Source organism: Dactylosporangium sp. NPDC051484 (assembly GCF_040689395.1).
Taxonomy (GTDB): Bacteria; Actinomycetota; Actinomycetes; order Mycobacteriales; family Micromonosporaceae; genus Dactylosporangium.
Genome location: NZ_JBFAZX010000013.1, coordinates 58309 through 74120, shown reverse-complemented (window position 1 = coordinate 74120; position 15812 = coordinate 58309). Strand labels below are relative to the sequence as shown.

Here is a 15812-nt window from a genome sequence, read left to right as displayed (position 1 = left end):
TACCTGGCTAACCTTGTCAGCATGAATCAGCCGCCGGCGAACGTGGTCCCTGTCTGCTACCGGCACCCCAATCGCGAGACGTATGTCCGGTGCACCCGCTGCGACCGGCCGATCTGCCCCGACTGCATGAACGAGGCCTCGGTCGGTTTCCAGTGCCCGGACTGCGTCCGCCAGGGCTCCAGGACGCAGCGCCAGGCTCGGACCGCGTTCGGCGGCGGCCGCTCCGGTGCCGAGGGCACGGTGACGATCGCGCTGATCGTCGTCAACGTGCTGGTCTTCGTCATCGCCCTGATCAGCGCGGGCCACAACGCCGCGCGGGGCATGGGCGGCGGAGGCCTGGGCGGCCTGCTCGGCGGCCTGACGCCCCTGCACGAGTGGGGCGCGCTGGTGCCGTATTTCACCGCGCAGGGCACCGACATCCGAGTGCCCGGCCCGAGCGTCGCCGACGGCGACTGGTATCGCCTGTTCACGGCGATGTTCCTGCACTTCGGCGTGCTGCACCTGGTGATGAACATGTGGGCGCTGTGGGTGCTCGGCCGGCCGCTCGAGGCGGCGCTGGGCCGGCTGCGCTTCCTCGCCGTCTACCTGATCTCCGGCCTCGGCGGCAGCGTGCTGGCGTTCATGCTGGGTTCGCCCAACGTGCCCAGCGCCGGCGCCTCCGGCGCGGTCTTCGGAATGTTCGCCGCGATGATCGTGGTGCTGCGCCGGATGCGCCTGAGCATCGCCAGCATCGTGCCCGTGCTCGTGCTCAACCTGGTGATCACGTTCAGTTTCAGCGGCTACATCTCCTGGCAGGCACACCTCGGCGGGCTGATCACCGGCGCGGTCGTCACGGCCGGCCTCGCCTACGCGCCGCAGAAACAGCGCAACGCCGTGCAGGCGGTCACGATCGTCGGCGCGCTGGTGCTGCTCGGCGTCGCGTTCGCGGTCGGCCTGGCGCAGGTGCCGCCGGTGGGCTATCCGGCCTGAGAACGGTCCGCACGCCAGACGCGCCCCTGCAACAGCGCGTCGGCGCCGACCCAGACGAAGTTCATCATCCGGGTGGCCGTCTGCTCCGGATCCTCCTCCTCGTGGTCGGCGAGCCAGTCCGCGAGGGACTCGGCCGCGCCCACGTAGGCGTAGGCCATCGCTAGGAAGTCGTCCGGGCGGGCCGGTGTCCGGATCCGGCCCGCGAGGTCGGCCTGCACGCAGGCGCTCTCCAGTAGCGCGGCGACCACCTCGACGATCCGGGCGCGCATGCCGGCCAACTCGCCGGCGAAGCGCGGCTCGCTGCGGGCCTGCCGATAGAGCACCCGCCAGCCGTCCCGGTGCGCGCCGACGAAGGCGAAGAACGCCCGCAGCCCGTTCCACAGCTGCTCGTCGGGGCGGGCGGTCGGGCGCACGCCGCCGGCCACCGCCTCCATCAGGCGGGTGGCCTCGCGCTGCAGGCACGCCAGGAACAGCTCGTCCTTGGCGCCGAGGTAGGCGTACACCATCGGCTTGGAAATGCCGGCCAGCTCCGCGATCTCGTCCATGGACGCCGCGTGGAAACCCCGGTTGGAGAAGACCTTGACCGCGGCGTCGAGCATCTGTTGCTCGCGGACCACACGCGGAAGCCGTTTCAGCATCTTGTCACCCTACTTACTCGTGCGTAAGGTTACGCATGAGTAGCTTAATATCAACGGAGGACACCACCATGACCGATCTTGACGCCCTGGGTGACTTCACCAACATCGACCCGAAGCAGTTCGCGCAGATCGTGAAGAGCGCGCCGGACTCGCGGCTGGCCGACATCATGAACAGCCCCCAGCGCAAGACCGTCCTGGACGCGATCTTCTCCCGGTTCCCCGAGCTGTTCCGGCCCGACCGCGCCGGCTCGACCAACGCGATCATCCACTGGAACATCACCGGCGCGCCGGACGGCGGCACCGACGCCTACGAGCTGGTCATCGCCGACGGCGCCTGCACGCTGTCGCCGAGCCCCGGCCAGGACTCGAAGCTCTCGATCACCGTCGGCCCGGTCGACTTCCTCAAGGTCGTCTCCGGCGCCGGCAACCCCATGATGATGTTCATGACCGGCAAGCTCAAGGCGAAGGGCGACCTGGGCCTGGCGGCCAACATCGCGAACCTCTTCGACATTCCCAAGGCCTGATCCATGCCCGAGTTCTCGCTCGACCTGAATGAGGAACAGCGGGACCTCCGCGACTGGGTGCACGGCTTCGCGGCCGAAGTCGTGCGCCCGGTCGCCGCGGAGTGGGACGCTCGCGAGGAGACGCCGTGGCCGGTGATCCAGGAGGCCGCGAAGATCGGTCTGTACGGCTTCGAGTTCCTCGCCAACGCCTGGGCGGACCCGTCCGGCCTCTCGCTGTGCCTGGCCAACGAGGAGCTGTTCTGGGGTGACGCCGGCATCGGCATGGCCATCTTCGGCACGAGCCTCGCCGTCGCCGCCATCTACGGCAGCGGCACCCCCGACCAGATGGTCGAGTGGGTCCCGCAGTGCTTCGGCGACGCCGACAACCCCAAGGTGGCCGCATTCTGCACCACCGAGCCCGAGGCCGGCTCCGACGTCGGCTCGATGCGCACCCGCGCCCGCTACGACGAGGCCACCGACGAGTGGGTCATCAGCGGCCAGAAGGCGTATGCCACCAACGGCGGCATCGCCAACGTCCACGTGGTCACCGCCAGCGTCGAGCCGGAGCTCGGCTCGCGAGGCCAGGCCGCGTTCGTCGTGCCGCCGGGCACCGCCGGGCTCAACGGCGCGAAGAAGCTTAAGAAGCTCGGCCTGCGCGCCTCGCACACCGCCGACGTGTTTCTCGACGACGTCCGGGTGCCCGGCGTGTGCCTGCTCGGCGGCAAGGACGTCCTCGACGAGCGGCTCGCCCGGGCCCGCGAGGGCCGCAGGGCGCAGGGCCAGGCGGCGATGCGCACGTTCGAGCTGTCCCGCCCCGTCGTGGGCGCGCAGGCGCTCGGAGTGGCCCGGGCCGCGTATGAGTACGCGCTGGAGTACGCCAAGGGGCGGGTGCAGTTCGGCCGGCCGATCATCGAGAACCAGGCCATCGCGTTCGCGCTGGCCGACATGCGCATGGAGATCGACGCCGCCCGCCTGCTGGTGTGGCGCGCCGCGTGGATGGGGCGCAACAACCGCCCGTTCGAGGCCGGCGAGGGCTCGATGAGCAAGCTCAAGGCCGGCGAGGTGGCCGTGGCGGTGACCGAGAAGGCCGTGCAGATCCTGGGCGGCGCGGGCTTCCTGCGCGAACACCCGGTCGAGCGCTGGTACCGCGATGCCAAGATCTACACCATCTTCGAGGGCACCAGCGAGATCCAGCGCCTGGTGGTGTCCCGCGCGATCTCCGGCACCCACATCCGCTGAACGGCGACGCGGCTCTATCCAACGCGGGCGCCGCACAACGGAACACTGCGGTGCGGCGCCAGCGTCATCCCACCCGGCGGGCGGGGGATGCCTACGGCAGGAGGATTCTTCCCTCCGCCGCGGCGAGCGCGATGTCGGTGCGGAACTGGGCGCCGTCGAAGTCGACGCCGCGCACCAGCGCGTAGGCGGCGTCACGGGCCTCGGCGAGGTCAGCGCCCAGCGCGGTGCAGGTCAGCACCCGGCCGCCCGCCGTCACCAGAGCCCCGTCGGCGGTGCGAGCGGTGCCGGCGTGCAGCACGCCCGGCACATCGTCGGCGCCGGTGATCACGTCGCCCTTGCGGGCCGATTCCGGGTATCCGGCGCTGGCCATGACCACGCAGACGGCGGCGCCGGAGCGCCACGCCAGCGGCGGGTCCTCGGCGAGCTTGCCGACCGCGGCGGCGTGCAGCACGCCGGCCAGCGGGGTCTCCAGCCGGGCCAGCACCGCCTGCGTCTCCGGGTCGCCGAAGCGGCAGTTGAACTCGATGACCTTGGGCCCGTCGGCGGTGAGCGCCAGGCCGACGTAGAGCGTGCCGCTGAACGGCGCCTCACGGGCCCGCATCTCGGCGAGCGTCGGCTGGACCACCGTCGCCATGACGTGCTCGACCAGGTCCGGCGGCGCCCACGGCAGCGGCGAGTAGGCGCCCATCCCGCCCGTGTTGGGGCCGAGGTCGCCGTCGAAGATGCGCTTGAAGTCCTGGGCCGGCTGCAGCGGTACCGCAGCCACACCGTCGGTCACCACGAACAGCGACACCTCGGGGCCGGCGAGATACTCCTCGACCACGACCCGCCCGCAGGCCGCGCCGTGGGCCAGCGCGGCCTCGCGGTCTTCGGTGACCACGACGCCCTTGCCGGCCGCGAGCCCGTCGTCCTTGACCACATACGGCGGCCCGAACTCGTCCAGCGCCGCGGCCAGCTCCTCCGGCGTGGTGCACAGGAACGAGCGCGCGGTGGGCACGCCCGCCGCGCGCATCACGTCCTTGGCGAACGCCTTCGAGCCCTCCAGCTGCGCCGCCTGCTGCGATGGGCCGAAGCAGGGGATGCCCTTCGCGCGCACCGCGTCGGCGACCCCGGCCACCAGCGGCGCCTCGGGCCCGACGACCACCATGTCGGCGCCCAGCTCCACGGCGAGCGCCGCGACGGCGCCCGGGTCGAGCGGGTCGACGTCGGCGATCTCACCCAGCGCGGCCATGCCCGGGTTTCCGGGGGCGCAGATCAGGGCGGTCACGGCCGGGTCGGCCGTCAGGGCGGCGGCGAGGGCATGCTCGCGGCCGCCAGTACCGATGAGAAGTACGCGCACTGCAGCAGACTAGTCGGACGGACTAGAGCAGCTCGTGCCGGACCACGTTTTCATCCCGGCCGGGCCCGACCCCGATGATGGACACACGGGTGCCGGCGAGCTCCTCGATCCGCTCGATGTAGCGCTGGGCGTTGACCGGCAGGTCCTCGAACGCGCGGGCCTGCGAGATGTCCTCCCACCAGCCCGGCAGCTCCTCATACACCGGCGTGGCGTGGTGGAATTCGGTCTGCGTCATCGGCATGTCGTCGGTGCGCTTGCCGTCGACCTCGTAGCCGACGCAGATCGGCACCTTATCCAGGCCGGAGAGCACGTCGAGCTTGGTCACGACCAGGTCGGTGATCCCGTTGAGCCGGGTGGCGTACTTCGCGACCACGGCGTCATACCAGCCGGTGCGCCGCTCGCGACCGGTCGTCGTGCCATACTCCCGGCCGACCTTGCGCAGGTGGACGCCGTTGTCGTCGAAGAGCTCGGTCGGGAACGGGCCGGAGCCGACGCGGGTCGTATACGCCTTGGTCACGCCGATGACCTGGGTGATCGCGGTCGGCGGGATGCCCGCCCCGACGCAGGCGCCGCCGGCGGTCGGGTTGGACGACGTCACGAACGGATAGGTGCCGTGGTCCATGTCGAGCATGGTCGCCTGGGCGCCCTCCAGCAGGACCGTGCGGCCCTCCTCCAGGCCCCGCCACAGGACCTGCCGGGTGTCGGTGATGTACGGGCGGAGCCGCTCGGCGTAGGTCAGGTATTCCTCGACCACCGCGTCGACGTCGATCTCCTTGCGGTTGTACACCTTGAACAGCACCTGGTTGCGCTCGCGCAGCACGATCTCGAGCTTCTTGCGCAGGATGCCCGGGTCGAGCAGGTCCTGCACCCGGATGCCCATGCGCGCGACCTTGTCGCCGTAGGCGGGCCCGATGCCGCGGCCGGTGGTGCCGATGCGGGACGAGCCGAGGTAGCGCTCGACCACCCGATCCAGCGCCCGATGGTGCGGCATGATGAGGTGTGCGTCACCCGATATCATCAGGCGGGACACGTCGACTCCACGCTCGGCCAGCCCGTCGATCTCGGCCAGCAACACCTTCGGGTCGACCACGACCCCGTTGCCGATCACAATGGCCGCGTTGGGCCACAGAGCGCCGGACGGCATGAGGTGCAGGGCGAACTTCTGCCCATCGGGTGTCACCACCGTGTGACCCGCGTTATTGCCGCCCGAATAGCGCACGACGTAGTCCACGCCGCCGCCAATCATGTCGGTAACCTTGCCCTTGCCCTCGTCGCCCCATTGGGCGCCGAGGAGCACGATCGCTGGCATGTCTGCTCGCCCCTCCAAGGTCGGGCGACCCGAGCTCGCCCGGATGCCAGGCTAACAACCTTCGGAAAGGCAGGCTGACAACGGTGGTCAACATCGTGCTGCTCGCGCTCGGCGACGACTCGCAGTGCGCCTGCGAAAACGGCGCTTGCGGCACTCGTACACCCATTCTTGCCTGCCGCGACGCCCTGCGCACGGCAACCGCCGAGGTCCGGACGGTCGTCGCACACGACGACGCGGAGATCGACGCGGCGCTGCGGGCGCTGCCCGAGTCGCGGCTGATCGTGGCCACCGCCGCCGACGGGCAGCTGCGGGCCGTCGTGCGCCGGCTCGTGCGGATGTACGCCCCGGCGCCGAGCAAGCGCCCCGAGTCCCTCCCCGAGGACCGCACCCTCCCCGACCTGCCACCGATCGGCGTCCTGCCGCTCGGCCCCGACGCGACCGACCTGGCCACCCGGCTGGGCCTGCCGCGCGTCCCCGCCGACGTCGCCGCCGCGGTGCTCGGCGGCCGGGTGCGCCGCCTCGACCTGCTGCGCAACGACGGCGGCTCGATCACGCTCGACGGCGCCCTGCTGGGCGGCGTGGACGCCGGCGGCTCCGCGGGCACCTACCTGGCCCGCGTCGAGGTCGACGACGCCGTGCTGGCCGACGGGACCGAGCCGGTGCTGATGTCGGTCGTCGCCAACGCCGCCCGATACGCGACCGTCGAAGGCCTGCCGCTGGTCACCTCGCCGGCCATGGACGATGGCGTGCTCGACGTGGCGGTCGCCGTGCCGGTCGCCTCCCGCGGGCTCTTCCGCCGCCCGCGCGTGGAGATCCAGGTCCGCCGCGCCCATGGCCGGGCGGTCGCCATCTCGCCCCGTTCCGACGTGCCGTTCGTCGACGACGGCGTGGAGGGCACGCTCAACCGCAAGCGATCGTGGTGGATGGAGCGCGGCGCCTGGGCCGTCTACGTGCCATAGGGCCCTTCGCGCCCCTGTCCCCTACAGACGTGCCATATGGCGGACCCGTCGCTTACGGTGGTAGAGCACCGCGGGGAGGGAAGGGATCGTGAACGACATGGTCTGGCCGCCGGACGAGAACATCGACGGGCGGCGGGGTGGGCGGTCGGCGCAGCCCGGCCCCGAGCATGTCGGCTCGCCGTGGTCGCAGCCGCCCAGCAGCGTGGACCCGCTGGCGTGGCCGGTCCGCGACGACTCGGGCCCCGAGAGCTCCCCCCAAGCGGATCCGGCTGACCAACCGGGCCAACCAGGCCAAACCGGTCGAATCAGTCAAGCGGCCCGGCCCGGCGAACCTGGACAGCTCGGGCGCTCCGACGCCCCACCGGGCCTGCAGCACGGCCGTCCGGTGCCGCACGTGCCGACCGGCGGTGAGCCGGTGTCCTCACCGGGCGGCGGTGGCATCCCGGTGTCCGGCTCGGGCGCGATCCCGGTCTCCGGCGGCGGGGGCATTCCGGTGTCTGGCGGCATTCCGGTCGACCGGCCGTTCGCGGGGCCGTCACCCGCGCTCCCGGCGCCCCGGGAGCCCGTCTCGGGGGCGCCGCTGCCCGGCCCGGTCTCCGGCCCGCCACACGCCCCGCCGACGCATCCCTATCCGGTTCAGCCCCCACCCCAGGGGCCGCCGCCGATGCCGCCCCAGTCCCAGGGGCCGCCGCCCGCGTTCCCAGCGCCCCGGGAGCCCGTCTCAGGGCCGCCGCTGCCCAGCCCGGTCTCCGGCCCCCCACAAGCCCCGCCAGCACATCCCTATCCAGTTCAGCTCCCACCCCAGGGGTCACCGCCGCAAGGATTTCCGCCGCAGGGGCAACGACCTCCGGCGCAGGGGCCATTTCCCCCCACCGGACAAGCGCCGTATCCGGCGTCGCAGCCGATGGGGGCGCCCACGGTACCGCCGCTACCCCCGATGCCGCAGGAGCACTGGCACGACGGAAGCACCCCGACCGCCGAGGAGTTCGCCCGGCGCCGGCAGGCCCGGCCCGCCGACCCGATCGCCTCGCGGGGCGTGCGGGCGGCGCTGTCCAAGGGCACGCTGGGGCTCGTCACGCTGCCGCCGGGCCGGCGGGAGATGGAGTACCGGCAGGAAGTCGAGATGGTCCGCCGCAACTTCGGCGGGCTGCGCCAGGTGACCGTGGTCAACCCGAAAGGCGGCGCCGGCAAGACCGTGGCCGTGCTGCTGCTGGCGATGACGTTCGGGCAGAAGCGCGGCGGATACGTGCTGGCCTGGGACAACAACGAGACCCAGGGCACCCTCGGCATGCGCGCCCAGCAGGACTTCCACACCCGCACCGTGCGGGACCTGCTGCACGACATGGGAAACTTCCGGGGCGCGCAGGGGCGCGTCGGTGACCTGTCGCAATACGTGCGGGCGCAGGGCGAGGGCATGTTCGACGTGCTCGCCTCCGACGAGTCGGCGACGGCCGGCGAGATGCTGACCGCCGACGCGTTCGGCGAGATCCGCGACGTGGTGAGCCGGTTCTACAAGCTGATCGTGGTGGACACCGGCAACAACGTGCGCGCGGAGAACTGGCAGGCCGCGATCGACGCGACCGACCAGCTCGTGGTCACGATGTCGGCACGCAACGACTCGGCTGAGACCGCCTCGCGGATGCTCGACCACCTGGAGCAGCACGGCCGGCAGCGGCTGGTGCGCCAGGCGGTGACGGTCGTGTCGATGCCGCCGAGCCGGCGCCACGTGGACGTGCCCGCGATCACCCGGCACTTCGCGGCCCGGACCCGCATCGTGCTGATCGTGCCCTACGAGCGGTTCATCGACTCCGGCGAGCCGATCCACTACCCGGGCCTGTCCACGGCCAGCCGCGACGCCTGGCTCAAGGTCGCGGCGGCCGTGTCCGAGGGCCTGTGAAAGCCGCGTCCGAGCGGCGGTAACCGAAGGTCAGCCGGCGAGCGCGGCGGTGGCGGCCGGGTCGCTGTCGTTGAGGAACGTGGCGCACCGCTCGGCCTCCTCGGCCTCGCCGATCGCCCCGGCGGCCTGGCCGAGCGCGTGGAGCGCGCGCAGGAAGCCCTGGTTGGGCTCGTGCGCCCACGGGATCGGGCCGAAGCCGCGCCAGCCGTTGCGCCGCAGCTGGTCGAGGCCGCGGTGGTACCCGGTCCGCGCGTACGCATAGGCGGTCACCGGCTCGCCGGCGGCCAGCGCCAGTTCGGCCAGGCGCGCCCAGGCGGCGCTGTAAGCCGGGAGCGCCGCGACGATCGCCTTGACGGCCTCTTCGGTGTCGGCCTTGGCCAGCGACTCGGCGGCGTGCGGATCGGCGGGGAGCAGGGTGGGCGCGGGCTCGGGCAGCAGGTTCGGCATGCCGCAATTACACCAGAGGCGGCTCAACTGAACGGCTGAGGCCGCGTTCCAGCGCACGGAGGGTGTGCACACCCACGGCGCGTACTACAAATAAAGCTCCGGAGCCTCCCCAGGACCCGGTTAGCGATGGCTCGATCCTCCGGATCGGGCCATCGCCCTTTGTGCGCACGTCCGGTGGTGTCCATTTGCGAGGATGTACCCGTGTCGACCCCGCCACCCACTGACGTCCTCGCCCTGCACGACCACTCTCCGGACGAGATCGAGTCGCCGGAGGAGCTGCGGTTCCACCTCGATCGGAACACCGTGGCCGGCAAGATCGTCCAAGGGCTGGACCTCGCCGCTGTCGACCTGTCCGCCGTGGACGTCGCCGGCTCGCTCTTCATCGGCTGCCACTTCGCCGACCTCGACCGCGTCGTGGACCTGCTGCGGCGCCACGCGGTCGTGGTCCCCGAGTTCACCGGCGTCCCGTATCCGACGCACCCGTCGCAGCTGTACAACCCGGAGGACCTCGCCGCCGGCTTCGTCTCCGACGGCTTCGAGGGCATGTTCGACAGCGTCGTCTACCAGCACTTCCGCGCCACCGGCGGCGCGACGCCGCAGATCCGCGAGGCGGTCGCGCAGCGCATGCACGACTCCGGCATCGACAACGCCCTGGCCAACGTGACCGCCGGGTGGATCGCCACACGCGGCCCGGCGGCGGCGATCGGCATCATGGGCGGGCACGCGGCGCTGCGCGGCGCGGCGGAGTACCGCAGCGCCGCCGAGCTCGCGTGGCGTCTGGCCCGCGCCGACCGGCTGGTCATCACCGGCGGCGGGCCGGGCGTGATGGAGGCCGCCAATCTCGGGGCGTTCCTGGCCGAACACCCGCTCGACACGTTGCGTGAGGCGATCGACACGCTGGCGAAGGCGCCCGACTTCCACGATCACGATCCCTACACGCGGGCGGCCCTGGCCGTGCGCGACAGCTTCGCCGCGCCCGTCCCGCCCACGCCGGACTCCGCCGCATACGCGCCGACGGCCCCGGCCGGCCAGGCGCACGGCGACCCGGTCACCTGGGCCCGGCGCGGCGGCCTGGCGATCCCGACGTGGCTCTACGGCCACGAGCCGGCCAACCTGTTCGCGGCGAAGATCGCGAAGTACTTCTCCAACGCGATCCGCGAGGACACGATCCTGCGGCTGTCGCGCGGCGGCATCGTGTTCGCCCCGGGCATGGCCGGCACGGTCCAGGAGGTCTTCCAGGCGGCGACGAAGTCGTTCTACGCCACCGACGGCGCGAGCGGCCCGTTCGTCTTCCTCGACGTGCGGCACTGGACCGACCGCCTGCCGATCCGCGGGCTGCTCGAGCCGCTGCTCGCCGCCTCGCCGGTCGGCGACCTCCGCCCGCTGCTGCACATCACCGACGACGTGGCGGAGGCCGCCGAAATCCTCACCTCCTGAGCAAGGGGCGAGTAATGCGGAACGGCCCGGCTGATTCCAGCCGGGCCGTTCCGTAAAGCGACGCCTTACTTGCTGAGCGAGGTGCCGGTCGAGCGCAGGTGCTCGCAGGCCTCGACCACACGGGCGGCCAGGCCGGCCTCGGCCAGCTTGCCCCACGCGCGCGGGTCGTAGGCCTTCTTGTTGCCGACCTCGCCGTCGATCTTGAGCACGCCGTCGTAGTTGGCGAACATGTGGCCGGCGACCGGGCGGGTGAAGGCGTACTGCGTGTCGGTGTCGATGTTCATCTTCACCACGCCGTAGTCGAGCGCCTCGCGGATCTCCGACAGCAGCGAGCCCGAGCCGCCGTGGAAGACCAGCGACAGCGGCTTGTCCTTGCCGTACTTGGCGCCGACCGCGTCCTGGATCTGCTTGAGGATCTCCGGGCGGAGCTTGACGTTGCCCGGCTTGTAGACGCCGTGGACGTTGCCGAACGTCAGGGCGGCCATGTAGCGGCCCTTCTCGCCGAGACCAAGCTTCTCGACCATGGCCAGGCCGTCCTCGACGGTGGTGTACAGCTTCTCGTCGATCGCGCCGACGACGCCGTCCTCCTCGCCGCCCACGACGCCGACCTCGATCTCCAGGACCACGTTGGCCGCGGCGGCCTCCGCGAGCAGGCCCTCGGCGATCTCCAGGTTTTCGGCCAGCGGGACCGCGGAGCCATCCCACATGTGCGACTGGAACAGCGGCTCCTCGCCCTTGGCGACGCGCTCCTTGGAGATGGCCAGCAGCGGGCGGACGAAGCCGTCGAGCTTGTCCTTCGGGCAGTGGTCGGTGTGCAGCGCGATGTTGATCGAGTACTTCTTCGCGACCTCGTGCGCATACGCGGCCAGCGCGACCGAGCCGGTGATCATGTCCTTGACGGTCGGGCCGGACAGGTATTCCGCGCCGCCGGTCGAGACCTGGATGATGCCGTCGCTCCCGGCCTCGGCGAAACCACGGATCGCCGCGTTGAGCGTCTGCGACGACGAGACGTTGATCGCCGGGTAGGCGAACGCGCCGGCCTTGGCGCGGTCGAGCATCTCGGCGTAGACATCGGACGAGGCGATGGGCATGACGGCGCTCCTTGACTATGTGGATCGTGCGGTTTTTGGAGCCGACAGGCACGGCTCCATGCGGACCGCGCTGTCCTACCCGGATTATCCCGCAGCGGCACGGACCGCTCGACGCCGGGTGACGTGCCCGCCTGGGAGGGAGACCGGGCGGAGAATCGCGCGGCCCGGAGGCGAACCGGCCGGAACAGTCGTACGGTTGAGAGCGGCCCGAACGCAGCCCGCAGTGCGAAGACCACGGGAGACCACGAGCGACAGGGAGCCCTGGCGATGACCCAGCCAGACGAGGAACTGCTGACCGTCGACGACCGCCTCGACCCCGACGTGCGCGACCCGGAGGCCTCGCCGGCGGACGCCGCCGAGCAGGCCCTGCCGGCCAACCCGCTGGAACGCCCGCAGACCCCGCACTCGCGCCCGTGGGAGGCCAACGAGTACGACGCCATCGAGCAGGACCGCGAGGTCGATCTCGACGACGAGTACTGACCCGGCACCGACCGTCAGGCCGCGTACTGCGGGTGGGCGGCCAGCCAGGGGCCGACCCGCCCGGCGCGCAGGGCGTCGTAGAGGCCGTCGCCGCCGGGCAGGGGCGCCCGGCCGGTGTCCGACGGGGTCGACGGCAGGCGTAGGCCGGACACGCGGCTCGGGTCGATGGCTCGCAGCGTGCCGGCCAGGCCGGCGAGCGAACCGGCGCCGAGGTACAGCTCAACGCCGGCACCCGCCGCGGCGAGCAGCGCGGGCAGCCGGGCGGGATCGGACGCCGCGGCGGCCAGGGCGGTCAGATACTGGCGCAGCGCGCGCTCGTCGCCGGCGCCCGCAGCCTCGCGCAGGTAGTCGACGGCCTGCCGGGCGTCGTAGTGGCGGCAGCCGGGCTCGTAGACCACGGGCGCGCGGCCGGGGGCGGGCTCGGCCACGCCGCCACGCCCGTCGTAGGCGAGACGGCGCGACTGGACACGCCGCTCGACGCACAGGTCGACCCCTCCGGCGGCGCCGGTGATCGACTCCATCGCGGCGATGTCGACGACCGCGCCGCCGTCGAGGGGCACGCCGGTCAGCCGCGCCATCGCTTCCGCGGCGAGCCGGTAGCCGCCGACCAGGTAGGCGCCGTCGGCGCGCTGGCGGCCCAGGCCCGCAACGTCGAACATCAGATCGCGCGGGATCACGACCGCATACGCGGTGCGCGCCGCCGGATCGATGTGCACCAGCACCATCAGGTTCGCACGCACCTGGACCGCAGGCTCCTCGCCGGCGCGGTCGATGCCGACGAGCAGCAGGTGTATCGGGGCCGTGGGCGCGGCAACCTGCCGGTGCGCCGCCTGCTGGGGCAGCGTCGCGATCGGCACCGCGAGCAGCGCGACGAGGACGAAGACGCCGGTCAGCAGGCCGGTCCAGGCCCAGCGGCGGCGGGCACGCCGGCGGCGAGCGCCGGTCAGGATCGCCGCGCGCAGGCCGGGCGGGGTAGCCGGGACGAGTTCCTCGTGCCGGGCGAACGTGTCGCGCAGCAGCTGGTCCATCACGGCGCATCACCGCCGGCCATGGCCGGCGAGACATGCGCGCGCAGCGTGCTCAGGGCGCGGGAGATCCACGAGCGGACCGTGCCGACCGGACGGCCGAGCACCTCGGCGATCTCGCCGTCGGTGAGGCCCTCGTAGTAGCGCAGCACCAGGGCCGCCCGCTGCTGGCGGGGCAGCCGGCCCAGCCACAGCCACATCTGGTCGCGCTCGGCCAGGTCGTCCGCGTGGTCGCCGACCGTGCGCGGCGCCACGGTTTCGTCGAGGTCGACGCCGCGCAGCACGACCCGGCGCAGCCACGAGCCGCGGTGCAGGTCGATGTAGACGTTGGTGAGCATGCGTTTGACGTATCGCTCGGGCAGGTCCGCGGCGGCGATCCGGCGCCACTGCAGCTGCGCGCGGATCATCGTCTCCTGAACGAGGTCCTGCGCCGTGTGCGGGTCGCCGGTCAGCATGACCGCATAGCGCAGCAGCGCTTGCAGCCGCGCCTCGACGAACTCCTCGAACGTCAACCGACCCCTCCGCCGACCCGGCCGTCAGCCCGGCTGGTCTTGACCCTATGACGGATCGGGACCGGCCGAACGTTGCGGTACCCGGGGGATTTCGGCCAGGGAGACGGCGGCGTATCCGACCACCCGCTCCGCGGGCCCGCCCTCGTCCGCCGAGGTCGCCAGGTGCAGCAGGCGGACCGCCGGGCGCAGGTCGCGCGCCCACGCCAGCAGGCCGCGCAGCGCGTACCGCCCGCACGCGTCCAGCTCGCCGATCCGCTCCGGCTCCAGCCGTACGATCGCGTCGGCGGTCGCCGCGTCGGTCCGCCGCGCCTGCTCCCGGGTCAGGTAGTGGGACAAGTCGGTGCTGCACAGCACAAGCGAGCCGGGCACCGCGACGACCGACAGCAGGGCGGCCACGGCGTCGGCCGCGGTGGCCCCGACGCACACCGGCAGCACCCGGGAAAACCCCAGGACCTGAAGAAACGGCAGCTGTACCTCAAGCGAGTGCTCGAGCGCGTGCGGCTCGTCGTCGGCGATCGCCAGGCCGTCCGCCACGAGGTCCCGGACGCCCTCGGCGTCGAGGTCGACCGGGCCGAGCGGCGTCGACCAGCGCTCCTCGGCCGGCACGGCGATCCCCCGCAGCGGCACCCGATGGGCCGGCCCGAGGATCACCACGCGGTCGATGTCGCGGCCGGCCAGCTGGGCGTAGACGTGTGCCGCCGTCGGGCCCGACCAGCGGTAGCCGGCGTGCGGAACGACGTATGCGATCGCCCTGTCGGCCACACGGTCGGCCTCATCGCCGGCCTCGCGCCGTACCGTGTCGAGCAGCGTCTCCACCGTGGCGCGCAGCACGGTCGGGTCGGCCGGGTAGAAGCTGCCGGCCACGGCCGGCGGCCTCAACCGATGCTCACCGGCAGGCGCCGCCTTCCCCACCCGCCCGCGGGCCCCTCGTACACCCCGGGGATCGCGTAGCCGCAGGCCGCGCAGCGGCCGTCGTCGGTGACGGCGTAGGACACCAGGTCGTACCAGTTGCGCACGACCGCCGCCGCGCCGCAGCCCGGGCAGCTCGTGGTCTGGCCGTCGGGGTCATACACGTTGCCGGTGTACACGTAGCGCAGCCCGGCCTCCAGCGCGATCCGCCGCGCGCGGCGCAGGGTCTCCGGCGGGGTCGGCGGCACGTCGAGCATCTTGAAGTCGGGGTGGAACGCGGAGAAGTGCAGCGGCACGTCCGGGCCGAGGTGGGTCAGCAGCCAGTCGCACTGCCGGCGCAGCTCGTCGTCGCCGTCGTTGTGCCCGGGGATGAGCAGGGTGGTGATCTCGAACCAGACGTCGGTGCCGCGCAGGTACTCCAGCGTGTCCAGGACCTTGTCCAGCCGGGAGAACGTGATCTTGGAGTAGAAGCGGTCGCTGAACGCCTTGAGATCGATGTTCGCCGCGTCGATGTGCCGGTAGAACTCCTCGCGCGGCGCCGGATTCATGTAGCCGGCCGAGACCGCGACCGACTTGACCCCGCGCTCGCGGCAGGCATCGGCGACATCCATGGCGTACTCCATGAAGATCACCGGGTCGTTGTAGGTGAACGCGATGGAGCGGCAGCCCAGGCGCTCGGCCGCGGCGGCGAGCTGCTCCGGGCCGGCGGCGGCACCGAGCGTGTCGATCTCCCGGCTCTTGGAGATGTCCCAGTTCTGGCAGAAGCGGCAGCCGAGGTTGCAGCCGGCCGTGCCGAACGACAGCACCGGCGAGCCGGGCAGGAAGTGGTTGAGCGGCTTCTTCTCGATCGGGTCGACGCAGAACCCCGACGATCGGCCGTAGGTGGTCAGCACGATCTCGTCGCCCTCGCGCTGGCGGACGAAGCAGAAACCGCGCTGCCCCTCATGTAGCCGGCAGTTGCGGGGGCACACGTCGCACTGGACCCGCCCGTCGTCGAGCCGGTGCCAATGTGCGGTCGCCACCACCGCCATAGGTTGAGCCTAACCCGCGGTAATTGC

At 72.1% G+C, this 15812-nt stretch carries 16 protein-coding genes; 7 read left to right on the top strand and 9 right to left on the bottom strand.

The genetic code is table 11. The features are described 5' to 3' along the window. Window positions 1–21 precede the first annotated feature (21 nt). Window positions 22–969: a rhomboid family intramembrane serine protease gene (locus tag AB0367_RS22085; protein ID WP_366228241.1), complete on the top strand. Its 948-nt coding sequence runs from the start codon at window positions 22–24 to the stop codon at window positions 967–969. On the opposite strand, the gene AB0367_RS22080 is transcribed toward AB0367_RS22085, so the two are convergent. Then, window positions 957–1607, bottom strand: a complete 651-nt coding sequence (locus tag AB0367_RS22080; protein WP_366228240.1) for a TetR/AcrR family transcriptional regulator — start codon at window positions 1605–1607, stop codon at window positions 957–959. The genes AB0367_RS22085 and AB0367_RS22080 overlap by 13 nt on opposite strands. Window positions 1608–1675: 68 nt before the next feature. Here AB0367_RS22080 and AB0367_RS22075 point away from each other — a divergent pair, with 68 nt between their 5' ends. Then, on the top strand, window positions 1676–2131 hold the full coding sequence (locus AB0367_RS22075) for an SCP2 sterol-binding domain-containing protein (protein ID WP_366228239.1): 456 nt from the start codon (window positions 1676–1678) through the stop codon (window positions 2129–2131). A gap of 3 nt (window positions 2132–2134) precedes the next feature. Next, a complete protein-coding gene (locus AB0367_RS22070) occupies window positions 2135–3349 on the top strand; it encodes an acyl-CoA dehydrogenase family protein (RefSeq protein ID WP_366228238.1) in 1215 nt (404 codons plus the stop codon). 91 nt (window positions 3350–3440) lie between these two features. Here the strand turns inward: AB0367_RS22070 and purD are convergent, their stop codons facing one another. Together purD and AB0367_RS22060 are read right to left on the bottom strand one after the other, a co-directional pair. After that, window positions 3441–4688 carry a phosphoribosylamine--glycine ligase gene (purD, locus tag AB0367_RS22065; RefSeq protein ID WP_366228237.1) on the bottom strand — a complete coding sequence of 416 codons (1248 nt, stop codon included), beginning with the start codon at window positions 4686–4688 and terminating at the stop codon, window positions 3441–3443. Window positions 4689–4710: 22 nt separating this feature from the next. Next, a complete protein-coding gene (locus AB0367_RS22060) occupies window positions 4711–5997 on the bottom strand; it encodes an adenylosuccinate synthase (RefSeq protein WP_366228236.1) in 1287 nt (428 codons plus the stop codon). A gap of 92 nt (window positions 5998–6089) precedes the next feature. On the opposite strand from AB0367_RS22060, the gene AB0367_RS22055 reads away from it, so the two are divergent. Together AB0367_RS22055 and AB0367_RS22050 are read left to right on the top strand one after the other, a co-directional pair. Beyond that, complete coding sequence (locus AB0367_RS22055) at window positions 6090–6956, top strand: diacylglycerol kinase family protein (protein ID WP_366228379.1); 867 nt, start codon at window positions 6090–6092, stop codon at window positions 6954–6956. Between the two features lie 121 nt (window positions 6957–7077). Next, window positions 7078–8853, top strand: coding sequence for a chromosome partitioning protein (locus AB0367_RS22050; protein WP_366228378.1), 1776 nt, complete (start codon window positions 7078–7080; stop codon window positions 8851–8853). A gap of 30 nt (window positions 8854–8883) precedes the next feature. Here AB0367_RS22050 and AB0367_RS22045 read toward each other — a convergent pair whose 3' ends face one another. Beyond that, window positions 8884–9300, bottom strand: coding sequence for a DUF3151 domain-containing protein (locus AB0367_RS22045; RefSeq protein ID WP_366228235.1), 417 nt, complete (start codon window positions 9298–9300; stop codon window positions 8884–8886). A 201-nt stretch (window positions 9301–9501) separates the two neighbouring features. On the opposite strand from AB0367_RS22045, the gene AB0367_RS22040 reads away from it, so the two are divergent. Continuing rightward, the gene (locus AB0367_RS22040) at window positions 9502–10737 is read left to right on the top strand and encodes a hypothetical protein (RefSeq protein ID WP_366228234.1); all 1236 of its coding nucleotides are present in this window, start codon (window positions 9502–9504) and stop codon (window positions 10735–10737) included. Between the two features lie 65 nt (window positions 10738–10802). On the opposite strand, the gene fbaA is transcribed toward AB0367_RS22040, so the two are convergent. After that, complete coding sequence (fbaA, locus tag AB0367_RS22035) at window positions 10803–11828, bottom strand: class II fructose-bisphosphate aldolase (RefSeq protein WP_366228233.1); 1026 nt, start codon at window positions 11826–11828, stop codon at window positions 10803–10805. A gap of 267 nt (window positions 11829–12095) precedes the next feature. Here fbaA and AB0367_RS22030 point away from each other — a divergent pair, with 267 nt between their 5' ends. Next, entirely contained in the window at window positions 12096–12308 is a 213-nt protein-coding gene (locus tag AB0367_RS22030; RefSeq protein ID WP_366228232.1) for a hypothetical protein, read from the top strand. Window positions 12309–12322: 14 nt separating this feature from the next. On the opposite strand, the gene AB0367_RS22025 is transcribed toward AB0367_RS22030, so the two are convergent. Genes AB0367_RS22025 through amrS form a run of 4 tightly spaced genes read right to left on the bottom strand, consistent with a single transcriptional unit; the run spans window position 12323 to window position 15785 of the window. After that, window positions 12323–13336, bottom strand: coding sequence for an LCP family protein (locus AB0367_RS22025; protein ID WP_366228377.1), 1014 nt, complete (start codon window positions 13334–13336; stop codon window positions 12323–12325). Next, complete coding sequence (locus AB0367_RS22020; RefSeq protein ID WP_366228231.1) at window positions 13336–13845, bottom strand: SigE family RNA polymerase sigma factor; 510 nt, start codon at window positions 13843–13845, stop codon at window positions 13336–13338. The genes AB0367_RS22025 and AB0367_RS22020 overlap by 1 nt, the downstream gene beginning before the upstream one ends. Before the next feature lie 45 nt (window positions 13846–13890). Next, complete coding sequence (gene amrB / locus AB0367_RS22015) at window positions 13891–14724, bottom strand: AmmeMemoRadiSam system protein B (RefSeq protein WP_366228230.1); 834 nt, start codon at window positions 14722–14724, stop codon at window positions 13891–13893. Further along, window positions 14721–15785, bottom strand: coding sequence for an AmmeMemoRadiSam system radical SAM enzyme (gene amrS, locus AB0367_RS22010; RefSeq protein ID WP_366228229.1), 1065 nt, complete (start codon window positions 15783–15785; stop codon window positions 14721–14723). Before amrS ends, amrB begins: the two co-directional genes overlap by 4 nt. Between the last annotated feature and the right edge of the window lie 27 nt (window positions 15786–15812).

Excerpts from the sequence above, each read along its gene's own strand:
- AB0367_RS22085 (WP_366228241.1), top strand. The coding sequence starts at position 22 with ATGAATCAGCCGCCGGCGAACGTGGTCCCTGTCTGCTACCGGCACCCC.
- AB0367_RS22080 (WP_366228240.1), bottom strand. The coding sequence starts at position 1,607 with ATGCTGAAACGGCTTCCGCGTGTGGTCCGCGAGCAACAGATGCTCGAC.
- AB0367_RS22075 (WP_366228239.1), top strand. The coding sequence starts at position 1,676 with ATGACCGATCTTGACGCCCTGGGTGACTTCACCAACATCGACCCGAAG.
- AB0367_RS22070 (WP_366228238.1), top strand. The coding sequence starts at position 2,135 with ATGCCCGAGTTCTCGCTCGACCTGAATGAGGAACAGCGGGACCTCCGC.
- AB0367_RS22060 (WP_366228236.1), bottom strand. The coding sequence starts at position 5,997 with ATGCCAGCGATCGTGCTCCTCGGCGCCCAATGGGGCGACGAGGGCAAG.
- AB0367_RS22045 (WP_366228235.1), bottom strand. The coding sequence starts at position 9,300 with ATGCCGAACCTGCTGCCCGAGCCCGCGCCCACCCTGCTCCCCGCCGAT.
- fbaA (WP_366228233.1), bottom strand. The coding sequence starts at position 11,828 with ATGCCCATCGCCTCGTCCGATGTCTACGCCGAGATGCTCGACCGCGCC.
- AB0367_RS22030 (WP_366228232.1), top strand. The coding sequence starts at position 12,096 with ATGACCCAGCCAGACGAGGAACTGCTGACCGTCGACGACCGCCTCGAC.
- AB0367_RS22025 (WP_366228377.1), bottom strand. The coding sequence starts at position 13,336 with ATGGACCAGCTGCTGCGCGACACGTTCGCCCGGCACGAGGAACTCGTC.
- amrS (WP_366228229.1), bottom strand. The coding sequence starts at position 15,785 with ATGGCGGTGGTGGCGACCGCACATTGGCACCGGCTCGACGACGGGCGG.